20 protein-coding genes and 1 pseudogene are annotated in these 20,832 nt (G+C 68.0%); 14 read left to right on the top strand and 7 right to left on the bottom strand.

Features of this window, described 5'->3' with window-relative positions:
* Positions 1–16 precede the first annotated feature (16 nt).
* The 4 genes from QXH22_RS07710 to QXH22_RS07695 all read left to right on the top strand — a co-directional run bounded on the left by QXH22_RS07710 (position 17) and on the right by QXH22_RS07695 (position 3,248).
* Positions 17–655: a nitroreductase family protein gene (locus QXH22_RS07710; protein ID WP_306275287.1), complete on the top strand. Its 639-nt coding sequence runs from the start codon at positions 17–19 to the stop codon at positions 653–655.
* A 20-nt stretch (positions 656–675) separates the two neighbouring features.
* On the top strand, positions 676–2,244 hold the full coding sequence (locus QXH22_RS07705; RefSeq protein ID WP_306275286.1) for an FAD-dependent monooxygenase: 1,569 nt from the start codon (positions 676–678) through the stop codon (positions 2,242–2,244).
* 49 nt (positions 2,245–2,293) lie between these two features.
* Entirely contained in the window at positions 2,294–2,464 is a 171-nt protein-coding gene (locus QXH22_RS07700; protein WP_306242112.1) for a hypothetical protein, read from the top strand.
* A gap of 109 nt (positions 2,465–2,573) precedes the next feature.
* Complete coding sequence (locus QXH22_RS07695; RefSeq protein WP_306275285.1) at positions 2,574–3,248, top strand: bifunctional 2-polyprenyl-6-hydroxyphenol methylase/3-demethylubiquinol 3-O-methyltransferase UbiG; 675 nt, start codon at positions 2,574–2,576, stop codon at positions 3,246–3,248.
* Here the strand turns inward: QXH22_RS07695 and QXH22_RS07690 are convergent.
* Complete coding sequence (locus QXH22_RS07690) at positions 3,245–3,709, bottom strand: tRNA (cytidine(34)-2'-O)-methyltransferase (protein ID WP_306275284.1); 465 nt, start codon at positions 3,707–3,709, stop codon at positions 3,245–3,247. The two genes, QXH22_RS07695 and QXH22_RS07690, sit on opposite strands and share 4 nt — an antisense overlap.
* A 155-nt stretch (positions 3,710–3,864) precedes the next feature.
* Here QXH22_RS07690 and QXH22_RS07685 point away from each other — a divergent pair, with 155 nt between their 5' ends.
* The 6 genes from QXH22_RS07685 to QXH22_RS07660 all read left to right on the top strand — a co-directional run bounded on the left by QXH22_RS07685 (position 3,865) and on the right by QXH22_RS07660 (position 10,331).
* Positions 3,865–5,568, top strand: a complete 1,704-nt coding sequence (locus QXH22_RS07685; RefSeq protein WP_306275283.1) for an alpha/beta hydrolase domain-containing protein — start codon at positions 3,865–3,867, stop codon at positions 5,566–5,568.
* Positions 5,569–5,788: 220 nt separating this feature from the next.
* On the top strand, positions 5,789–8,428 hold the full coding sequence (locus QXH22_RS07680) for an ATP-binding protein (RefSeq protein WP_306275282.1): 2,640 nt from the start codon (positions 5,789–5,791) through the stop codon (positions 8,426–8,428).
* On the top strand, positions 8,425–8,856 hold the full coding sequence (locus QXH22_RS07675; protein WP_306242107.1) for a roadblock/LC7 domain-containing protein: 432 nt from the start codon (positions 8,425–8,427) through the stop codon (positions 8,854–8,856). The genes QXH22_RS07680 and QXH22_RS07675 overlap by 4 nt, the downstream gene beginning before the upstream one ends.
* On the top strand, positions 8,832–9,206 hold the full coding sequence (locus tag QXH22_RS07670) for a DUF742 domain-containing protein (RefSeq protein WP_306275281.1): 375 nt from the start codon (positions 8,832–8,834) through the stop codon (positions 9,204–9,206). The genes QXH22_RS07675 and QXH22_RS07670 overlap by 25 nt, the downstream gene beginning before the upstream one ends.
* On the top strand, positions 9,187–9,780 hold the full coding sequence (locus QXH22_RS07665) for an ATP/GTP-binding protein (RefSeq protein ID WP_306275280.1): 594 nt from the start codon (positions 9,187–9,189) through the stop codon (positions 9,778–9,780). Before QXH22_RS07670 ends, QXH22_RS07665 begins: the two co-directional genes overlap by 20 nt.
* Before the next feature lie 5 nt (positions 9,781–9,785).
* Positions 9,786–10,331: a pentapeptide repeat-containing protein gene (locus QXH22_RS07660; RefSeq protein WP_306242104.1), complete on the top strand. Its 546-nt coding sequence runs from the start codon at positions 9,786–9,788 to the stop codon at positions 10,329–10,331.
* A gap of 14 nt (positions 10,332–10,345) precedes the next feature.
* Here the strand turns inward: QXH22_RS07660 and QXH22_RS07655 are convergent.
* Positions 10,346–10,807: pseudogene (locus QXH22_RS07655) on the bottom strand (ABC transporter permease); the annotation flags it as partial.
* 428 nt (positions 10,808–11,235) lie between these two features.
* Positions 11,236–11,571 (bottom strand): hypothetical protein, encoded by a 336-nt coding sequence (locus QXH22_RS07650; RefSeq protein WP_306242103.1) that lies wholly within the window; start codon positions 11,569–11,571, stop codon positions 11,236–11,238.
* A gap of 60 nt (positions 11,572–11,631) precedes the next feature.
* On the opposite strand from QXH22_RS07650, the gene QXH22_RS07645 reads away from it, so the two are divergent.
* From QXH22_RS07645 to QXH22_RS07630, 4 genes are all read left to right on the top strand, one after another.
* A complete protein-coding gene (locus QXH22_RS07645) occupies positions 11,632–11,997 on the top strand; it encodes a YbaB/EbfC family nucleoid-associated protein (RefSeq protein WP_306275279.1) in 366 nt (121 codons plus the stop codon).
* A gap of 88 nt (positions 11,998–12,085) precedes the next feature.
* Positions 12,086–12,553 carry a hypothetical protein gene (locus QXH22_RS07640; protein WP_306275278.1) on the top strand — a complete coding sequence of 156 codons (468 nt, stop codon included), beginning with the start codon at positions 12,086–12,088 and terminating at the stop codon, positions 12,551–12,553.
* A gap of 2 nt (positions 12,554–12,555) precedes the next feature.
* The gene (locus tag QXH22_RS07635) at positions 12,556–13,332 is read left to right on the top strand and encodes an amidase domain-containing protein (RefSeq protein ID WP_306275277.1); all 777 of its coding nucleotides are present in this window, start codon (positions 12,556–12,558) and stop codon (positions 13,330–13,332) included.
* Positions 13,333–13,779: 447 nt separating this feature from the next.
* The gene (locus tag QXH22_RS07630) at positions 13,780–14,142 is read left to right on the top strand and encodes a hypothetical protein (protein ID WP_306242100.1); all 363 of its coding nucleotides are present in this window, start codon (positions 13,780–13,782) and stop codon (positions 14,140–14,142) included.
* 53 nt (positions 14,143–14,195) lie between these two features.
* Here the strand turns inward: QXH22_RS07630 and QXH22_RS07625 are convergent, their stop codons facing one another.
* From QXH22_RS07625 to QXH22_RS07610, 4 genes are read right to left on the bottom strand one after another with little or no spacing between them, the layout of a single operon-like run.
* Positions 14,196–14,825 carry an FHA domain-containing protein gene (locus QXH22_RS07625; protein WP_306275276.1) on the bottom strand — a complete coding sequence of 210 codons (630 nt, stop codon included), beginning with the start codon at positions 14,823–14,825 and terminating at the stop codon, positions 14,196–14,198.
* Positions 14,822–15,310, bottom strand: coding sequence for an FHA domain-containing protein (locus QXH22_RS07620; RefSeq protein WP_306275275.1), 489 nt, complete (start codon positions 15,308–15,310; stop codon positions 14,822–14,824). Before QXH22_RS07620 ends, QXH22_RS07625 begins: the two co-directional genes overlap by 4 nt.
* 16 nt (positions 15,311–15,326) lie before the next feature.
* Positions 15,327–17,891 (bottom strand): ATP-binding cassette domain-containing protein, encoded by a 2,565-nt coding sequence (locus QXH22_RS07615; protein WP_306275274.1) that lies wholly within the window; start codon positions 17,889–17,891, stop codon positions 15,327–15,329.
* A 29-nt stretch (positions 17,892–17,920) separates the two neighbouring features.
* Positions 17,921–20,569, bottom strand: coding sequence for an FHA domain-containing protein (locus QXH22_RS07610; protein ID WP_306275273.1), 2,649 nt, complete (start codon positions 20,567–20,569; stop codon positions 17,921–17,923).
* Positions 20,570–20,832: the final 263 nt, after the last annotated feature.

The raw sequence follows: 20,832 nt of genomic DNA, 5'->3' as shown, positions 1-20,832 counted from the left end.
ACGGTAGCCTCCAATCATGACCCTCAACTTGACCGTCGATGAAGTCCTGCGCACCACCCGTTCGGTCCGCAAACGCCTCGACTTCGACAAGCCGGTGCCGCGCGAGGTCTTGATGGAATGCCTCGAGCTGGCGCTGCAGGCGCCCACCGGTTCGAATTCTCAAGGGTGGCAGTGGGTGTTCGTCGAGGACGCCGACACCAAGAAGGCGATCGGTGACGTCTACCTGGCCAATGCCAGCGGTTACCTCAGCTCGCCGGCTCCCGAATACGACGACAGCCGCGGCGAGCGGATGGCGAAGGTCCGCGATTCGGCGACCTATCTCGCCGAGCACATGCACCAGGCGCCGGTCCTGTTGATCCCGTGCATCAGCGGCCGGGAAGAGAGCTCGCCGATCGGCGGGGTGTCCTTCTGGGCCTCGCTGTTCCCGGCGGTGTGGAGCTTCTGCCTGGCATTGCGCTCGCGCGGTCTGGGATCTTGCTGGACGACGCTGCACCTACTTAACGACGGCGAGCGCAAGGTGGCCGACATCCTGGGCATCCCCTACGACGAGTACAGCCAGGGCGGGCTGTTCCCGATCGCCTACACCAAAGGCACCGACTTCCGGCCGGCCAAACGGCTCCCGGCCGACAGCCTGACGCACTGGAACGGCTGGTAAACCACGGGTAGTTTCTGCCTGTGGCTGACGTCGTCATCGCCGGGGCCGGGCCCAACGGCCTGATGCTGGCCTGTGAGCTGGCGATGGCCGGTGTGCGGCCCGTGGTGCTCGACCCGATGTCCGGCCCCAACCCGTACCGGCGCGCCAACGGCATTGTCGGACAAGGGGTTCGGATCCTCGACCACCGCGGCCTCTACGCCGCGCTGGCCGGGACCGACGACCCGCCGCAGCCGGTTCCCGGGTCGAGCTTCGGCGCCTTCAGCCTGGACTTCACCGACGTGGCAAACCCGCAGTTGTTCATCCTGCACGTCGAACAACCACGGCTCATCGAAGTGCTGGTGCAGCGAGCCCGCGAACTCGACGTGGAGTTCCGCTGGGGGCACCGGCTCGACGGATTCGACGAGCACCGAGACGGGAGCGACAACGGCATCACCGTGCAGGTAGCCGGTCCCGACGGAGGCTACGAGCTGACGGCGCAGTACCTGATCGGGGCCGACGGCGGCACCAGCGTGACCCGCAAACTGGCGGGCATCGACTTCGGCGGCACGTCCTCCTACGACGTGGTCGAGCGGATGGCCTTCGGAGTGGTGCCGCCCGACGACTGGGTGGAGCCGGTCAGCGGGGCACTCGAGGTGCCCGGCGTCGGGCCCGTCCCGTCGCGCCAGTTCGTCCGCACCGACCGGGGCATCTTCGCGTGGGGGATGCTGGCCGGCCAGGCGGTGGTGTTCACGATCGAACTGGCGGGCACGCCGCGCGAAGAGCCCGATCCCGCGCCGGCCGACGCCCCGCCGATGACGCTGCGCGAACACGAGGCCAGCGTCCAACGGCTGCTCGGTGCTCCCGTGCCGCTGCGCCCGGCGGACCCGGACGTGCCACCGGATCTGCGCAAGTTCAGCGGGATGAACTCCCGGATCGCGTCTCGCTACCGGGATGGCCGGGTGATTCTGGTCGGCGACTCCGCACACGTGCACTTTGCGCTGGGCGGTCCGGGGCTCAACCTCGGACTGCAGGACGCGGTCAACCTGGGCTGGAAGCTGGCGGCAGTGCTGGACGGCCGCGTCGGCCCCGAACTGCTCGACACCTACGAGAGCGAGCGCAGGCCGGTGGCCGAGCGGCTGATCATGCACAGCCGCGCGCAGCTCGCCCTGATCCGGCCCGGGCCCGAGATCACGGCGCTGCGGGAGCTGTTCGGCGAACTGCTGGCCCTACCGGGGGTGGTCGGTCACCTCGGTGACCTGGTCTCCGGCGCCGACACCCGCTACGGGACCGGCAGCGACCATCCGTGGGTGGGGCGCTGGGTGCCCGACTTCGCGGTGGCCGGCGCCGATGGCATCAGGCGCGTCGCCGAGCTCGCCCGCGACGGCCGGCCGTTACTCATCGACCTGACCGACGGTGCCGTGGCGGCCCGCGCGGCGGCCGGTTCCCGGCTGCTCACCATTGCGACCGGCCGCGCGGTGGGCGAGGTGGCCGCGCAGGCGGTCCTGGTCCGGCCCGACGGCTATGTCGCCTGGGCGTCGTCGTCGCCCACACCCGACACCGAAGCCCTCCGCCGCGCTCTGACCAGCTGGTTCGGGATCACACCGGCCTGATTTGTCCCCCGTTTGTCCCCCTATCGGAGGACACGGATTTCATCCCGCAATGTCCCCTATCGGAGGACACCGTAGCCGGATTTCGTCGGGCATTCTCAATGACAACAACACCGATAAAGCTTCGACCGAGAGGATAAACCCGATGAGCCACGAGATTCTGTTCCAGGAGATCGAAGCCGTCTACACCCTGCCGTCCTTCGGCACCGACGACTGCAACTGATGACCGCGCCGCACTGACGGCGCCCCCAAGCTGTGGCACGTTTCCCCCCTGCCCCCCCGACGTGCCCTGTGGAAAGCAGGCTCGTGCTCACGCACGAGCCTGCTTCTGCATGTCAGGGGTATATATCTGTGGGGTGCCGTCATCGCGCGATGGAAGTGCCGTCGAGATCTTCAGCAGGCTGCCGGCAGGCGCCGATCTGGAACAGATCAGCAGCCTGATCCCGCCGGGCAGCTCGGTGCTGGACCTCGGCGCCGGCGCCGGACGGCTGGCCGACCCGCTGGCCGAACTCGGGCACCAGGTCACCGCTGTCGACGAATCCGCCGAGATGCTCACCCATGTGCGCACTGCCCGCACCGTGCACGCCACCTTCGCAGAGCTGCGCTTGCAAGAGCGGTTCGACGCCGTGGTGATGGCCGGCTGCCTGCTCAACTACCTGAGTCCCGAGGTGCGCCGCACCGCGCTCGGCGCGGCCGCACGGCACCTCAAACCCACCGGAACCGCGCTGATCCAGTGGCGTTTCCCGCAGTGGTTCGCGATGCGCACCGAGGGTCGGCACCGCATGGTCAGCGGGTCCAGCGTGCAGACCATGACGATCCACACCAGCCGCGACGGGGTGGTCGCCGGCGAGTTCGGCCTGGAAGTCGACGGCCGGGTGTTCAGCCAGCCCTTCGAGTTCCGGCTGCTGCCGACGGCGCAACTCGTCGAGGAGTTGCACGAGGCCGGGCTGCGCCTGGACACCGAAGCGCCGGAGACCACGGAATGGCTGCAGGCGCGTCCGCGCTAGACGGAGCCGCCGTACCCCTGCTGCCGCCACGCCTCGTAGACGGCCACCGCCGCGGCGTTGGACAGATTCAGTGAGCGCCGGCCGGCCAGCATCGGGATCCGCACCTGCGCCGTGATGTGCGGGTCGGCCAGCGTGGCCGCGTCCAGCCCGGTCGGCTCGGGCCCGAACATCAGCACGTCGCCGGGACGGTAGGCCACCTCGGCGAAGCGCGAGGTCGCCTGCGCGGTGAACGCGAACACCCGCGCCGCGCCCAGCGCCTGCCAGGCCTGCTCCAGCGAGCCGTGCACGGTCACCGACGCCAGGTCGTGGTAGTCCAGTCCGGCGCGGCGCAGTTTGGGCTCGGACAGATCGAACCCCAACGGCTCCACCAAATGCAGCTCGCAGCCGGTCGCCGCGGCGGTGCGGATGGCGTTGCCGGTGTTCGGCGCTATGCGGGGGGATACGAACATCAGCCGGAACATCCGTGAATCATGGCAAAACCCCTGGCACCCCCGAAGTCGACTGCGCGGCTTGCGAAATCCTTGCGCCTTTCTTGACGTCGCCGCCAAGGCGTCTTCAAGAACTCGCCAAGGGCTCTGCAGAAATCTTGGCTCAGACCCACCGGGGAGGAGCCGAGATGTCAGTCGAGTCAGTTCAGGTGCACAACATCTACCCGCACACCGACAACCGCTACGAGAACGTGGAGGCGACGGTCACGTTCGCCGTCGACCCCGAATACCGGTCGAACGAGCGCATCGCCGACCTGTCGCTGGCACCCCGCGACGCCGACGGAATGGTGCGTTTCGACGCCGACCTGCGGCTGCTGCGCCCGGTCGGCGGTGGCAACGGCAAGCTGCTGTTCGTGGTGCCCAACCGCGGCGTCCCCACCAACGCCCCGTGGCTGAAGAATGGATTCCTGCTGGAGCGCGGCTGGACCATCGCCTCGTGCGGCTGGCAGTGGGACGTGCAGCGCGGACCGGCGATCCTCGGCCTGACCGCGCCGCAGGCCGACGTGCAACCCGGCTTCCTGCGCCTGGAGTGGCGTTCCGACGCTGTCCGCGACGACCACCCGCTTAGCTTCACGGCACCCGAAATCGAGTCGATCCCGGGCGCCGAGGCACTGTTCACCTTCACCGCCTACCCGACCGTCGACGTGGAGGACCCCGACGCGGTGCTGACCGTGCGCACCGCCCCCGACGCCGAGCCCACCACCATCGCCCGTGACAAGTGGCGCTTCACCGACCAGACCCACGTCGCCCTGGACGGCGGCTTCCAGCCGTTCCACTGGTACGAGCTGGTGTACCGCAGCGCGCTGGCCCCGGTCGCCGGCTGCGGTTTGCTGGCCATCCGTGACGTGGTCTCGCAGCTGCGGGCCGACGACAGCATGGCCATCGACCACACGTTCGCCTACGGCGTCTCCCAGGCCGGCCGGTTGCTGCGGCAATTCCTGTCCGACGGCCTGAACATCGACGAGTCCGGGATGCCGGTGTTCGACGGGGTCTTCAGCGATTTCGCCAGCGCCAACCGCGGTGAGTTCAACCAGCGCTACGCGCAGCCGTCGACGCCCGGTGGCGTCCGCGTCGCGGGACCGTTCGGCAACGACCTGCTCGCGCTGCAGCGGCAACTCGGTGGCGTGCCGAAGACGATCTTCGCCAACAGCGCCACCGAGTACTGGCAGGGCGACGGCGCGCTGGTGCACGTCGACCCCGAGACCGGCGCCGACCTGCCGGAGGACCCCGACGTGCGCAGCTACCTGCTGGCCGGCACCGACCACTTCGGCAGCAGCAAGATCAAGGACGCCCTGCCCGCCGCCAACCCGGTGCACCACCTCGACGTCACACCGGTCACCCGGGCACTGCTGGTCGCCCTGGAGAACTGGGTCGCCGACGGCGTCGAGCCGCCGGCCAGCCGCGTGCCGCGGACCAGCGACGGCACCGCGGTGGCCCGCAAGGACGTGCTGTCCGCGTTCGGCCACGCGCACACGCCTGCTCCCGCCTGGCTGCCCGCGTCGGGACACGTCGACCTGGTCTCGGCGGTCGACGAGGACGGCAACGAGGTGGCCGGCATCCAGCTCCCGGCGGTTGCGGCGCCGCTGGCCACCTATACGGGCTGGAACGCCCGCCGGTTCGTCGAGGAGTTGCCGGACGTCATGTACGAGCGCATCGGCAGCAAGCTGCCGTTTCGCCCCGGCCGTCCGTCGGTGGCCGAGCGCTACCCGACCCGCGACGACTACGCCGCCGCCGTGCGGTCGGCCGCGCAGACACTGGTCGCGCAGCGGTTCCTGCTCAGCGCGGAGGTGGACGCGGTGGTGAAGAAGGCGATGGCCGACTATCCCGCGTGAGTTTGCCGGACCGGAGCGCCGGTGTAACGGCTTGTTGCGGCGAACCTTATCTACTCAGTAACAATTGTGGAGACCCCGGCTGGCGGCTGTCATACTCGTCGAATTGCCAGGCATTTCACGCCCGCGGCCATCTGCCGGCGAATAAAGCAGCAGGAAGTCTCATGAGTCTCTCGTTTCGCGCGACGCCACCGAAGGGTGCGGCCGGCCCGGCCGCCGGCACGTGACCATGTTCGCCCGCCCGACCAATCAGGTCGCGGCGGCTCCTCCCGTCCCGCCGCCCATGGCGCCGGCCAAGCCGGCCAGGCGTCCGCCGAGGTGGTCGCTGAGCAACTGGCCGGTGCGCTGGAAGGTCCTCGCGATCGCCCTGGTGCCGCTGCTGCTGGCGACGACGTTCGGTGTGCTGCGCGTGCAGTCCGAGCTGTCCACGTCCGGGGACCTGCGCCTGGCCGCGGCCCGCGCCAACCTGATACCGGCCATCACCAAGTACATGTCGGCGCTGGACGTCGCGTTGCTGGCCAGTTCCACCGGACGCGACGTGGAGGGCGCGAAGAAAAACTTCTCGGCCCGCAAGTACGAGTTGCAGACGCGGCTGGCCGACACCGACGTGATCCCCGACGTCCGTTCCGGGGTGAACACGCTGCTCAACGGCGGGCAGTCGCTGCTGGACAAGGTTCTCGACAACAGCATCGGCCTGCGCGACCGGATCACCACCTACGCGCCGCTGCTGCTGACCGCCGAGGATGCCATCAACGCGTCTGTGCACGTCGACAGTGAGCAGATCCGCGCCCAGGTGGAGGGCCTGAGCCGCGCCGTCGGGGCGCGCGGGCAGATGACCATGCAGGAGATCCTGGTGACTCGCGGGGCCGACCTGCCCGAGCCCCAGCTGCGCACCGCGATGATCACGCTGGCCGGCACCGAGCCGTCGACCCTGTTCGGTATGAGCGAGGTGCTGGGCTCCGGCTCGCCGGCCGCCAAGGATCTGCAGCAGCAGATGGTGGCCCGGATGGCGATCATGTCCGACCCCGACAGTGTGCTGGTGAGCAACGAGGACCTGCTGCGCTCGATCCACACCACCCAGGGCATTGCCGAGCAGATCATCAACGACGCCACGGCCTCGGTGACCAACTCGGTGCAGGGCCAGGCCACAGCGCGCCGCGACGCCGCGGTGCGTGACACCGTGCTGGTGCTGGTCGCCATCGGACTCGCCCTGGCGGTCGTATTGCTGGTGGCGCGTGCCCTGATCAAGCCGCTGCGGGTGCTGCGTGACGGCGCGCTGAAGGTCGCCCACACCGACCTCGAGGGCGAGATCGACCGGGTGCGGGGCGGCGCCGAGCCGATTCCGCAGCCGCTGGCGGTGTACACCACCGAGGAGATCGGTCAGGTCGCGCACGCCGTCGACGAACTGCACACCCAGGCGCTGCTGCTGGCCGGCGACGAGGCGCGGCTGCGGCTGCTGGTCAACGACATGTTCGAGACCATGTCGCGGCGCAGCCGGTCCCTGGTGGACCAGCAGCTGTCGCTCATCGACCGGCTGGAACGCAACGAAGAGGATCCCGAGCGGCTGGACAACCTGTTCCGGCTGGATCACCTGGCGGCCCGGTTGCGCCGCAACAGCGCCAACCTGCTCGTTCTCGCCGGCGCCCAGATCGGGCGTGACCAGCGCGAACCGGTTCCGCTGGCGACGGTGATCAACGCCGCGGTGTCCGAGGTCGAGGATTACCGCCGGGTCGAGATCAGCGCGGTGGCCGACTGCACGGTGCTCGGCGGCTCAGCCGGCGGCATCATCCACCTGCTGGCGGAGCTGATCGACAACGCGCTGCGCTACTCACCGCCGACCACCCCAGTCAAGGTCTCCGCCGTGCGCGGCAGCGAGGGCGGCGTGCTGCTCCGCATCGCCGACGCCGGACTGGGCATGACCGAGTCCGACCGTCGGATGGCCAACATGCGGCTGCAGGCCGGGGGAGAGGTCACCCCGGAGAACGCTCGGCACATGGGTCTGTTCGTGGTGGGGCGGCTGGCGGCGCGGCACGGTCTGCGGGTCGGGCTGCGCGGGCCGGCGAGCGGCGAGGCCGGCAGCGGTACGACAGCGGAGGTCTACCTGCCGCTGGCGGTGCTGGTCGAAGGCCAGGCGCAGCAACAGCAGCCGCCGCAGCGCCAGTTCTTCGCGGTGCGACCGCCCGAGCCGGAGCCCACCGGGCCCGAGTTGCAGGTCAGCCAGACCGGGACGTCGGTGACATCGCTGCCCCGCCGCAGTCCCGGGTCCAGCGGAATCACCGAAGCCCCCGCGCAGGCTGAGGCGGGTGACGCCGGGCAGCCGCCGGCCAAGCGCCCGCTGCCCACGCCATGGTGGGAGAAGGGGACCGCCCAGCCACCGGCGGCGCAGCCCGCGCAGGCCGGGAGCACGGCGTCGGACACCTCGGCGTTCTTCGCCCGCCGCCCGGCTGAATCGCAACCGCCTGCCGCCAAACCCGAGCCGCCCGACCTCACCCCGTCGGGTCCGCAGGACGACGACGTCATCTACCAGCGGATGCTCTCGGAGATCATGGGCGACCAAGACCCCCACCAGCTGGTCGACAGCCCCGACCTGGACTGGCAGACGGTGTGGGACCGTGGCTGGTCGGCGGCCGCCGAAGCCGAGAAGACCCCGGTCGAATCGCGCACCGAGCACGGGCTGCCGATGCGCACACCCGGGGCGCGGCTGGTGCCCGGCGCCGCGGACGCCGAGCAGGCCCCGGCCGCGCCGAACGGCGGTTTCCCCTCGCGCAACCCGGACGCGGTCCGCACCTCCATCGGTAGCCACTTCAGCGGGGTGCGCTCCGCCCGGTCACACGCCCGCGATGCCCAGGAAGGCGAGCAATGACGGTCCAATCGTCGTACAGCCCACTGGACTGGCTGGTGTCGAAATTCGTGCGTGAGGTTCCCGGCGTGGCGCACGCGTTGCTGGTGTCGGTGGACGGGTTGCCGGTCGCGGCCAGCGAGCACCTGCCGCGGGAACGCGCCGACCAGTTGGCCGCGGTGGCGTCCGGGCTGGCCAGCCTGGCCACCGGCGCCTCCCAGCTGTTCGAGGGGGGACAGGTGCTGCAGTCGGTGGTCGAGATGCAGAACGGGTTCCTGCTGCTGATGCGCGTCGGGGACGGCTCGCACCTGGCCACGCTGGCGATGCCGTCGTGCGATATCGGTCAGATCGGGTATGAGATGGCCATCCTTGTCGAACAGGTGGGCAACGTGGTGCAGTCCTCCCGCCGCGCTGAATCCGGACCGCAGTGGACCAACGCGAGCCGGCGGTAACCGGCGGGCAACCGAACCTGGTCCGGCCGTACACTTTGACGGCCGGGCGGACCGGCACCGACGTCGAACTGCCGCTGGAGGCGCCGGTGCAGACCCTGCAGGCGGGGCTGGTGCACCAGTGGCCGGCCGGAGACACCCGCGGCCAGATCCTGCAGCTGTGTGTGAGCAGCCCGTCCGTCGCCGAAATCTCGGCCCGGCTGGATTTACCGGTCGGTGTTGCGCGCGTCCTGGTCGGCGATCTGGTCACGGCCGGTTACCTTCGGGTGCACAGGACCTTGACCGACCGTTCGACCCGCGATGAGCGGCACGAGCTCATAGGAAGGACCCTGCGTGGTCTTAGGGCACTCTGAGGCGCGCTTTGACCTCGGCGCGCACGACACCGCGTCGACGAAGATCGTGATCGCCGGCGGCTTCGGCGCGGGCAAGACCACCTTTGTGGGTGCGGTGTCGGAGATCATGCCGCTGCGGACCGAAGCGATGGTCACCGACGCCTCGGCCGGCGTCGACATGCTCGAAGCCACCCCGGACAAGCGCACCACCACCGTCGCGATGGACTTCGGCCGTATCACGCTTGCCGACGACCTGGTGCTCTATCTGTTCGGCACCCCCGGCCAGCGCCGGTTCTGGTTCATGTGGGACGACCTGGTGCGCGGCGCGATCGGCGCGATCGTGCTGGTCGACGTCCGCCGGCTGCAGGACAGCTTCGCGGCCGTGGACTTCTTCGAACATCGCCGGCTGCCGTTCGTGGTCGCGGTCAACGAGTTCGAAGGCGCGCCACGGTATCCGGTGGGGGAGGTGCGCAGGGCGCTGACGCTGCCCGACCACATTCCGGTGATCAGCGTCGACGCCCGCAACCGCCGCTCGGCCCGCGACGCGCTGATCGCGGTGAGCGAATACGCGCTGGCCAGCCTGGCCAGCAACTGACCACCTTGGAGTGGGCGGACCGCGAATTCACCGCCGAGGACTTTCGCGACGAGGACTTCAGCAGGCTGCACACCGAACGCGTCGTCTTCACCGAATGCGACTTCAGCGGCGTGAACCTGGCCGAGTCGCAGCACCGCGGATCGGCCTTCCGTAACTGTGTGTTCACTCGAACTACGCTGTGGCACAGCACCTTTGCGCAATGCAGCATGCTCGGCTCGGTGTTCGCGCAGTGCCGGCTGCGCCCGGCGACGTTCGACGAGGTGGACTTCACCCTGGCGGTGCTGGGCGGGAACGACCTGCGGGGTGTCGACCTGAGCGGGTGCCGGCTGCGCGAGACCAGCCTGGTGGAGACCGATCTGCGCCGCAGCGTGCTGCGCGGCGCCGACCTGCGCGGCGCCCGCACCACCGGCACCCGGCTGGACGACGCCGACCTGCGCGGAGCCAGCGCCGACCCGGCGTTGTGGACGACCGCGTCGTTGACGGGCGCCCGCATCGATGTCCCGCAGGCACTGGCGTTCGCGCTGGCGCACGGCCTGCGCCTGGACGCCTGAGGGGGCCGGGCGCGTCAGCGCTTGAGCCGGATGCGCCACCACACCACGGCCGAATAGACCACCGACAGCGCGGCCAGCATCGCCATGTCGAATAGCCACGCCGGGCGCGAGTGCGTCCAGTGGCTGTCCTCGGGGCTGATCGATCCGGGCACCAGTTCGCGCAGATTGACCGTGGCAGCCGAGGCGCCGTAACCCCAGCGTGCGGGCACCAGCCAGGACAGCTGGTCCAGGAACGGCCGGTTGGTCACCGGCACCACGCCGCCGGCCAGCACCAGCTGCAGCATCAACGACAACACCAGCAACGACATGATCTGTTCGCCGGACCGGGCGATCGACGACAGCAGCAAACCGAGAATGGCCGAGGCCACGCATGTCGCCGCGATGCTGACGAACAGCTCGAAGCTGGGGTCACCCAGCAGCACCGCCCGCTGCGTCGGCGCACCCTTGCCCACCAGCACGATGCCGGTGGCGACCGCGTCGTGAGTCGCGCCCGGTCGCCGCGCATAGGGTGTCATTGACGCCCTTCGTCACGACGCAATCCCGAGCCGGGCTTGTGGATAATCCCGACCTACCGCCGAAGGCGGGTCTTAGTTGTTTAAGTCCCGTAGGGACTCACTCACCAAGCGCGCACGCGCACCGAGAACAATCCGCCAAAAACACCTCCGCACGGCGGCGCTACCGCGCTGCGCCGCGACCCTTGTCAGTGCAGCGGCTGGCCGCTGAGCTGGTCGCCGGCTGCCACGGACTGCACCGGGGTCATATCGGTGGGATCTGCGAGGCGATCACCGCTGCGGGGATCGATCCGGCGGTGTGGTCGGCACGCGGCATCACCGACGCGCTCAACACTGATATGAAGACCCGCGGCTGGTCCTGGCCCGACCGTATCGAACGTCCAGGTGCGTTTCTAGCCAGCCGCGGCATAGACACCTGTTGTCTCATTGTGTTCATCCCCGATGTACAGCACGTGGTCGCGATTGGTGTGTGGCCCCCATCCCTCACTGAGATACGCAGCAACCACCGATCCCTGCTGCACTTGGGTCCACCAAAACCAGGCATCACGTCGAGCGCCCGCGTTCTCGCCGTAGATGAAGACAATGGCTTTGCTGCCCCGATGAGCGTGTTGATACACCTTCTCAATGCAGAGCATGTGCAAACCGTTAGCGGTGGCGTAGCTGTAGAAACCAGCCCAGGTTTGAGCCGCCGCCGCGTCGCGTTGGTTCTGCGTAAGCCAGCCAAACATGCCACAAGAGGATATTCCACGCTGCGAGCCGCCCGTCAGCAGCCCTGAGATGCGGGGGATATGTTTTCGATTGGCAACGACATAGCGAAGGTGAAAGGTCCCACCAAGATGGGCGTTAATGACGGTTACGACCGCGAGGATCTGGCTCGTGCGCTTGACGACGTAGTTGGTGAGGCTCGTTCAGAGGGTGGGCTGGTATCGGTCAAAGTCGATAGCAAAGGACGCGTTGCTAGGGTATGGCTAGATCAGCAGGTATCGGGTGTGTCGGTGGATCGGCTCGCTGAGGCGATCGCAGCGGTGTGTGCCGAAGCGTTTAACAACCGGTTAGATCGCCTGGCTGATTTGATCGCGGACTACGACCGGACGCATGGTCTGGGCTTGAGCCTACTGGACCATCTACATACTTCGATCGACCGGCTCCGTTGAACAGCGGATCAATAAAGGAACCCAGCCGCCTGACGCGCTGGCTGCTCCCCATTTTTAGTCAAGATTATTTGTCATTCAGGAGGACCTGGTGGTGACCTTCGCGCAATTGCGCGATGCCCAGCCCGCGCTGTGGCAGGCCGCGGCCGACGACATATTGGAGGTGGCCAAACAATGTGAGCGCACCGCAGGCAATATTCACGCCAACGGGACCAAACCGCTTGAGGAACACTGGCCAGATCGTACCGGTACTTTGGCCCGCAATATGCTGGTCAAGATAGCCGATCGAATGACGAACATTGGCATCCTGGCTCGGGGGGCGACCACCCCGCTGGACACCTTGCAAGATGCGGTGGAGATTGCTCAGCAGGAATTGAAAGCGGCCGTATCCGAGGCAACAGCTAAGGGGTTTTCAGTGAGCAACGACGGCAGAATTGGGCTGCCTAAAGCCAGCGTGGACCCGATCGCCGATCTGCTGGCTGCGCTCAAGTTCCACGAAAGAATCGCCGACGCCGTTGAGGCTGCCACCCAGGCCACCAGCTTTGCGCCGAGGCGCTAAGCATGGTGAGTCTCGACCCCGACACCACCACAGTTCAGCAAACCCAGAGCGCACAAAGCTCCGCGGTTCGCAACGCGGTGGAGGAGATGCGCGATCAGCTTCCAGACGGCCTGAGCCCTGAAGAGGTCGGGAAGTGGTGGGCTGCGCTCACCCCACAACAACAGCATCAACTTATGCTTGCCGCGCCCGTCGAGCTGCACGATCTACCCGGTGTACCGGCTGAGGTGAAGGCTCAATTGACCAACAGCGGCAACGGGTACAACTCGATTGAAGCCCTCAGATGGGCTCGTGCCAACGCCAATAATGAGGGGCTAAACCGGTTCGACAATAACTGTGCGTTATTCGTGTCCGAATCGCTGCGAGCCGGCGGATTGAGTGAAAAACAAGGCCAGTGGAGTAAGCTGGACTGGACCAATTTGATACCTGACATCCCTGGCTTTAAGGGCAAAGACCTAGATGGATTACGGTTCACCAAATCGTGGTACAACGCTGATGCGCAACGAGACTTTTTCTTAAACAACGGCGGGTTACAACTCCCGCCTTCGGGCGCTCGTCCCGGTGATGTCATCTACTTCAACTGGGATAACTCCGCCACGCATGGGGGCGAAACCAGTCATCACGCGGCAATTGTGTCCGCTGTTCTCCCCGACGGTGAAGTCCTGTACACCCAGCACACGCCGGGTGCGGTCAACTACAGCCTCCAAGACAGGTGGCCGATGGGTTTGCAGGAAGAGGGCGGCCAGAACGTGATCATCGTCCGCCCGAAGGAGACATGGTGACTCGCAATGTTACTGACCACGTGCCGTGGAGAGGAAAACCGTGGTGGTGGTTTGTCGGTACAGCGATCCTGCTCAGCAGTGCTCTTCTGTCACTGTTCATCGCATCACGTCGCGATGACGCATGGATAGGCGATGTGGTTAGCCACCATTGTCATCAGCCCCCGCCCCTGCCGGACACCCGGATGCTTGGTTGGATCACTGTCTCATTAGCAGGCGCAGCGGTGCTCAGCCTGAGCATCGGACTCGTTGTCATGTTGACCAGCCACCACCGATGGTGGGCAAAGCTTGGCGCGCTAGCGCTGTTAGCCGTGTCATTCCTGGTGACTCTGTGGATACTGCTAATGGGGTATCTCCATACAGAGGCACCAGGACCGCCGGGTCAAGGTATCGACGGAAGTGGCATGCCATGTCACGGATAGTTGAGAAGTCAGACGAGGGCGCGACACGATGAGCGATGGTGTTCAGATCGAGCCCAGCGAGGTCAAGAATGCCGGAAAGACCATCGAGACCGAGTCGGCACAGGCGCGCGGCGCGCTTGTCCCCTTGTTCGATTCAGCGCGACCTGCCGCTTCCGGGAACCTTGGCTTCGCGACAGGGGCCAAGCTGGTGGCATTGGCAGACTTACTGAAACGCGAAATGGATTCCACCATAACGATCTTGGACGGAACAGGACACGCAATCGTTTCCTCCGCCCAAGCTCTTTACAACGCGGACAACACCCACGGCATGAACATTGACACTGACAATGCGACCGGCATCAGCCGTATTGCCACAGCACTAAACGGACTTGGAAAACCACCCGAACAGTAAGTTCTCCCGCCACCAGGGTCTGACCCTGCTGGGACGCGCGCCTTGGCCCTACGCTAGTCGTCGTCCGTCGAGTCGCCGTGTTTATCGACGGTTGTTTTTGGCACGGCTGCCCGGATCACCATCGACGGCCGAGGGTGAACGCCGACTATTGGAACGAGAAGGTGGAGCGGAACCGCCAGCGTGATCGCGCGACCGACGCGACTCTGGCGGCAGCGGGATGGACGGTGTTGCGGTTCTGGGCTCACGTCGATCCTGCCGAGGTTGCCGCGGCGGTCAGGGCGGCGGTTACCGGCACATAGAAGCATGATGCAAATCTCCCACGGTCCGTTGACCTCCAGGCCGCCGGCGCTGGCGGCGCCCGCGGTGCGGCGGACCAGCGTGCCGCCGGTGAAGGTCAGGTCAATGTTGCCGATGGTCACGACGTCGCCGTCGCTCAGCACGGCCGAGCCCACCCGGATGCCGTTGACGAAAGTGCCGTTGATGCTGTGGTTGTCCCGGATCTCGGTGCCCAGGGCCGTCGGAGCGAGATTGGCGTGGCGGCGCGACGCGAGCACGTCGGAGACGACGATGTCGCAGTCCTCCGCCCGTCCGATCCACGCGGTGCGGCCCACCGGGGCGGCCAGATTGTCGGCAGCGCCCAGCACGTTGATGCCCCGAGTCGGGAGCTGCGACACCGTGGTCACCGGGCCCAGCCGGTTGGTCGGTGCATCCGGATCCGCGGCCGGCGGGAACGCGACCGGCGGGTGGCCGGGGGACAGAGGCGCCGGAACAGCCGCGGCGGCCGGGCCGGCGGCGGGGGCCGGTGCGAGGGACGCTCGGCGGCCGGGATCCGGTCCGTCTCCGGTATCGATCCGTCGCGGTGCTGTTCCACCTCGAAGCTCACCCGCGGTCCGTCGGGCCGGGCGAGGCTGACCGTCAGGCCGTCGCGGATGTCCACCAGCGGCACTCGTTTGCCGTCGACGAAGATCCCGCTGGGTGAGTTGTTGTCGAAGGCGATCCAGCCGCCCTGCTCGAAGCGCAGCAGCAGATGCGCCCGGCCCACCACCGGGTGGGCGATCCGCAGGTCGGCGGCCATGTCGCTGCCCACGATCACGTCACGCCCGGGGGGGAAGGAGCGGTGCACGGGTCCGGTCCGAACGGTCAGCACGGGCTGCTGCGCTCGGGTCATTCCTTCACCCTAGGCGTCAGCGGCGCTTGAGTCGGATCCTCCACCACACGACGAGGCTGTACACCACCGAGAGGACGGCCAGCATGCCCATGTCGAAGAGCCACGCCGGGCGGGAGTGGGTCCAGTGGCTGTCCTCCGGACTCAGCGAACCGGGCACCAGCTCGCGCAGGTTCACCGTCGCGGCCGACGCGGCGTAACCCCACCGGGCGGGAATCGCCCAGGACATCTGGTCCAGCCCGACGCGGTCGGTCACCGGGATCATGCCGCCGGCCAGCACCAGTTGCAGCATCAGCGACACCACCAGCAGCGGCATGATCTGCTCGTTCGACCGCGCGAGCGACGACAGCACCAACCCGACCACCGCCGAAGCCACACACGTGGCCGCGACCGTGGTGAACAGCTCGAGGCTGGGATTGCCCAGGACGAGCGCCTTCTGCGTAGGGGCACCTTTGCCCGCGATCACGATTGCGGTGGCGATCGCGGCCTGCAGCACGGCGAAGACGAAGAACACCGTCAGCTTGGCGCCCAGGTAAGCCCAGGTGGACAGCCCGACCGCCTGCTCCCGCTGGAAGATGGGGCGCTCTCCGATCAGGTCCCGGATGGTCAGTGCGGTGCCCATGAAGACGGCGGCGATGGAGAGCAGCGTCAGGATCTGAGCCGCTTCGTCGGGGGTATTGCTGGTCGGCGAGGCCATTCCGAACCCGGTGTTGCCGGGCACGGTCAGGGCCAGCCCGCCGAGGATGAACGGCAGGACGGCCAGGAAGACGAAGTAGGCGCGGTCGTTGACCACCAGCCGGATCTGGCGGCGGGTGATGGTGGAGAACTGGCGGCGCACGCTGGTGTGGGCCGGGGCGCCGAGGTCTGCCGGTGCCGGGGCCGCCGCGGTCGCGGGCGGTTGCTTCTGGGCCAGGAATCGGCGGTTCGCCTCGTCCGGGTCCGCGCCGACTTTGGCGAAGATGTGCGCCCAGTTGGTCGTCCCCATCACGTCGCCGATCTGGTCAGGGGGACCCAGATACGCCGTCTTGCCGCCCGGCGCCATCAGCAGCACCTGATCGCACACGTCGAGGTAGGTCAGGGAGTGGGTGACCACCAGGACCACCCGGCCGGCGTCGGCGAGTTGCCGCAGCATGGTCATGACCTGCAGGTCCAGCGCGGGGTCCAGTCCCGACGTGGGTTCGTCGAGGATCAGTAGGGACGGCCCGGTCAGCAGCTCCAGCGCCACCGACGCGCGCTTGCGCTGGCCGCCGGACAGGTTGTCGACGCGGGTGTCGGCGTGTTTGGTGAGACCGAGTTCGTCGAGCACCTGCGACACCACCTGGTCGCGGTCGTCCTTGCTGGTGTCGGGCGGCAGGCGCAGCTCGGCGGCATAGCTCAGAGCCTGGTTGACCGTCAGCTGCCGGTGTACGACGTCGTCCTGCGGGACCATGCCGATCCTGCTGCGCAGCGATGCGTACTGCTGGTGGATGTCGTGGCCCTCGAAGGTCACCGCGCCGGAACTGGGGGTGGTGTTCCCGGCGATCAGCCGCGACAGGGTGCTCTTTCCCGCGCCCGACCCGCCGATGATCGCGGTCAGCGTGCCGGGCCGCGCCGTCATCGACACGTTGTCCAGCAGCCGGTTGTTGTTGATCGAGAACACGATGTCGCGGACCTCGAGGCCGCCGGTGCGCGTCGCGGCCTCGGTGCGCCGCACCAGGATGCCGTCGACGAACGCCAGGTCCACGTTGCCGATGGTGACTACGTCGCCCTCGGACAGGATCGCCGATCCGACCCGCAGGCCGTTGACGAAGGTCCCGTTGATGCTGTTGAGGTCGCGGATCTCGGCTCCGGCCGGCGCGGGCGACAACTGTGCGTGATACCGCGAGGCCAGGACATCGGCGACGACGATGTCGTTATCGGCTGCCCGGCCGATGCGGGCGGAGGTGGCAGGGGCCGCCGGTACCACGTTCGGAACCCGCACGGTGCCGGTCTGAGCCTGGGACACCGTGTCGTCGTGGCCCGCGGGCGCGGGGGGCCGCAGGTGGGGCTGGGCCGCCCGGGTAGGCGGCTGCAGGTGGGGCTGGGCCGCCTGAGTGGGGGGTTGAAAGTGCGGCTGGGCCGCCCGGGTGGGTGGCTGCACGTTGGGTTGTGCGGCCCGGGTCGGCGGTTGCGGGCCGGGCTGACGCGCGTCTCGGGCCGCGTCGGGCGGGATGGTCGGGATGGCGGTGGTCCGCGCGACGTCGTGCGGGTTGATCACCGGCACCCGTTCCGTCGGCGGCAGCACGCCCACGTCGCCGTGGTAGTGGCCGACCTCGAAGGTGATGCGCGGCCCGTCCGGCCGGCCCAGGTTGATGGTCTGGCCGTCGCGGATGTCCACACCCGGCACCCGCTTGCCGTCGACGAAAATGCCGCTCTGCGAATTGTTGTCGATCGCCAGCCAGCGACCCTGGTCGAAGCGCAGCAGCAGGTGCGCGCGGGAGATCAGGGGATGCGCGACCCGCAGGTCGGCGCGCAGATCGCTGCCGACCACCACGTCGGGTCCCGCTGCAAACTCGCGGTGCGAACGGTCTGATCGGACTGTCAGCACCGGTGAGGTTGTATTCATCCGGACAGAGTAAGCGGCGCGTGCCGCCGTTAACGGCGCTTCAGCCGGATCTTCCACCAGACGATGGTGCTGTAGATGATGCACAGCACGCCGAGCATGGCCATGTCGAACAGCCAGGCGCTCGCGGTGTGGTTCCAGTGCTGGTCCTTGGGGTCGGTCGGGCCGGGGGTGAGGCGGTGGGTGTCGATGGTCGACGACGCCGCCGCATAGCCCCAGCGGGCCGGCGTGGCCCAGGACAGCTGGTCCAGGCCGGTGCGGTTGGTCACCCAGATCATGCCGCCGGAGAACACCAGCTGCGACATGATCGCGGTGACCAGCAGCGGCATGATCTGGTCCTGGGATTTGGCGATCGCCGACAGGGCCATGCCCAGGATCGCCGACGCCACACAGGTGGCGGCGACCGTGACGAACAGCTCGAATCTCACGTCGCCCAGCAGCACCGCATCCGAGAGCGGTTTGCCCCAACCGATCACCGCGATGGTGGTCGCGATGAAGGCCTGCATGATCGCGAACGCGCAGAACACCACGATCTTGGCGGCCAGGTATGCGCCGGTGGACAACCCGACCGCCTGCTCCCGCTTGAAGATCGGCCGCTCGCCGACCAGGTCGCGGATGGTCAGCGCGGTGCCCATGAACACCGCTCCCACGTTGAGCATCACCAGGATCTGCCCGGGCTGGTTGGGCGCACTGCTGAGCGGATCGGCCATGCCGAACCCGGTTTTGCCGCGGACGGTCAGCGTCAGTACGCCGATCAGGAACGGCAGCAACGCCAGGAAGACCGTGTACCCGCGGTCGGAGACCACCAGCCGGACCTGGCGGCGCGCGATGGTGGAGAACTGCCGGAACCCGTTGTTGTGCACCGGCTCGCCGAGGTCGGCCGCCGGACTGGTTTGCGACGGACGCTCCGGCTCCCGGTTTCCTTCCCGGAAGCGGCGGTTCGCCTCGTCCGGGTCGGCGCCCACCTTGGTGAAGATGTCGGCCCAGTTGGTGGTGCCCATCGCCTCGCCGATCTGGTTCGGCGTGCCCAGAAACGCGGTCTTCCCGCCGGGCGCCAGCAGCAGGATCTGGTCGCACACATCCAGGTAAGACACCGAGTGGGTGACCACCAGCACCACGCGGCCGGCGTCGGCCAGCTGGCGCAGCATCATCATCACCTGCCGGTCCAGCGCCGGGTCCAACCCGGAGGTCGGCTCGTCCAGGATCAGCAGCGACGGTCCGGTGAGCAGTTCGAGGGCCACCGACGCCCGCTTGCGCTGGCCACCGGACAGCTTGTCCACCCTGGTCTCGGCGTGCTTGGTCAGCTCGAGTTCCTCGAGGACCTGGGCGACCACCTGAGCGCGGTCGGCCTTGCTGGTGTCCGGTGGCAGTCGCAACTCGGCGGCGTACCCGAGGGCCTGGCTGACCGTCAGCTGCCGGTGCACCACGTCGTCCTGGGGGACCATGCCGACCCGGCTGCGCAGCGAGGCGTATTCCGCGTGGATGTCGTGGCCCTCGAAGGTCACGTTGCCGGTGCTGGGGCTGGTGTAGCCGGCGATCAGGCGCGACAGCGTGGACTTGCCGGCGCCGGACCCGCCGATGATCGCCGTCAGCGTGCCCGGCCGGGCGGTCAGGGAGATGTGGTCGAGCAGTTGCTTGCCGCCCTCGACGGTGAACGTCACCGAGTTCACTTCCAGGCCGCCGGTGCGCGAGGCCACCGCGGTACGGCGGACCAGCGTGCCGCCGGTGAACGTCAGGTCGACGTTGCCGATGGTGACCAGGTCGCCCTCGGTGAGGATGGCCGACCCGACCCGCACACCGTTGACGAAGGTGCCGTTGACGCTGCTGTTGTCCCTGATCTCCGCGCCCAGCGGAGTGAGGGTGAGGAACGCATGGTGCCGGGACGCGAGCACGTCCTGGATGACGATGTCATTGTCGGTGGAGCGGCCGATGGTGACCGAACCGGCCGGCTTCTCGTGGGTGCCCGTGCCCAGCAGGGCCTGGAACATCTTGGTGGCGATGTTGCTCTGCTCGGGCGGCTTCGCGCCGGCGGGTGGGCCGGGAGCGCGCAGCGGCTGCCTGGGCGTCGGCGGCGGCGGGTGCGGGATATGCGATGAGGACGCGGCGTGCGGTGGCGGTCCGCTCGACGGGTAACCGGGCGGGGCCCATCCGGCCCCGCTGCTCGGGTAGACCGGCTGGCCCGGTGGCGGCGGTGGGGGACCGCCGGCATTCTGTCGTCCCGGCAACGGTCCCACCCAGGTGGCCTGGCGTCCGGTTGGAGGCGGCGGGGGTCCCGGTGGCCCGGGTGGCATGGCACCCGACGGCCCGGCGGGCCCCGACGGCTGCAGGACCGGCAGCGATTCGGTTTGCGGTGGGCGCCCGGCCGGGCCCCGGTGGCGCCCGACTTCGAAGATGAGCAGCGGCCCGTCCGGGTTGCCGATGTTGACCGTCTGGCCGTCGTTGATGTCGACCACCGGCACCCGGCGGCCGTTGGCGTAGGTGCCGTTGAGCGAGTTGTTGTCGATGGCCAGCCAGCGGCCCTGGTCAAAGCGCAGCAGTAGGTGGGCGCGCGAGATCAACGGATGGGTTATGCGCATGTCGGCGCGCAGGTCGCGACCGACGACCACGTCGTGGCCCGCCGCGAACGTGCGCTCCGACCCGTCGTACCGAACGGTCAGCGCTGGCGGCGCGGGTGGAGGCATCGAACCAACTTTAGCCCCTAGATAAGCAGTGCATATCCCGCGGCAAGCCGCGCAGCGCGCCGGTGGGCCACGGGGCCGGTCCGGGGTTTACCCCGGGTGATTGTGCACTCTGCACAACAATATTGAATTCAATTGGTTATTTCGCACTGGAGTCATCGGCCTTTCGGCTGCGAATATCTACGCCCACGAGCCGGTGCTGCGGAAATCGAGCCGCTTGGTCAAAGGCGCTACGCCTAATGACGAGTGATGAGACCATGATCTGC

It is taken from the genome of Mycobacterium sp. TY814 (assembly GCF_030755175.1).
Lineage (GTDB): Bacteria > Actinomycetota > Actinomycetes > Mycobacteriales > Mycobacteriaceae > Mycobacterium.
Note: the sequence above shows the minus strand (reverse complement) of the source record. Positions and strands in the feature narration are given on the sequence as shown.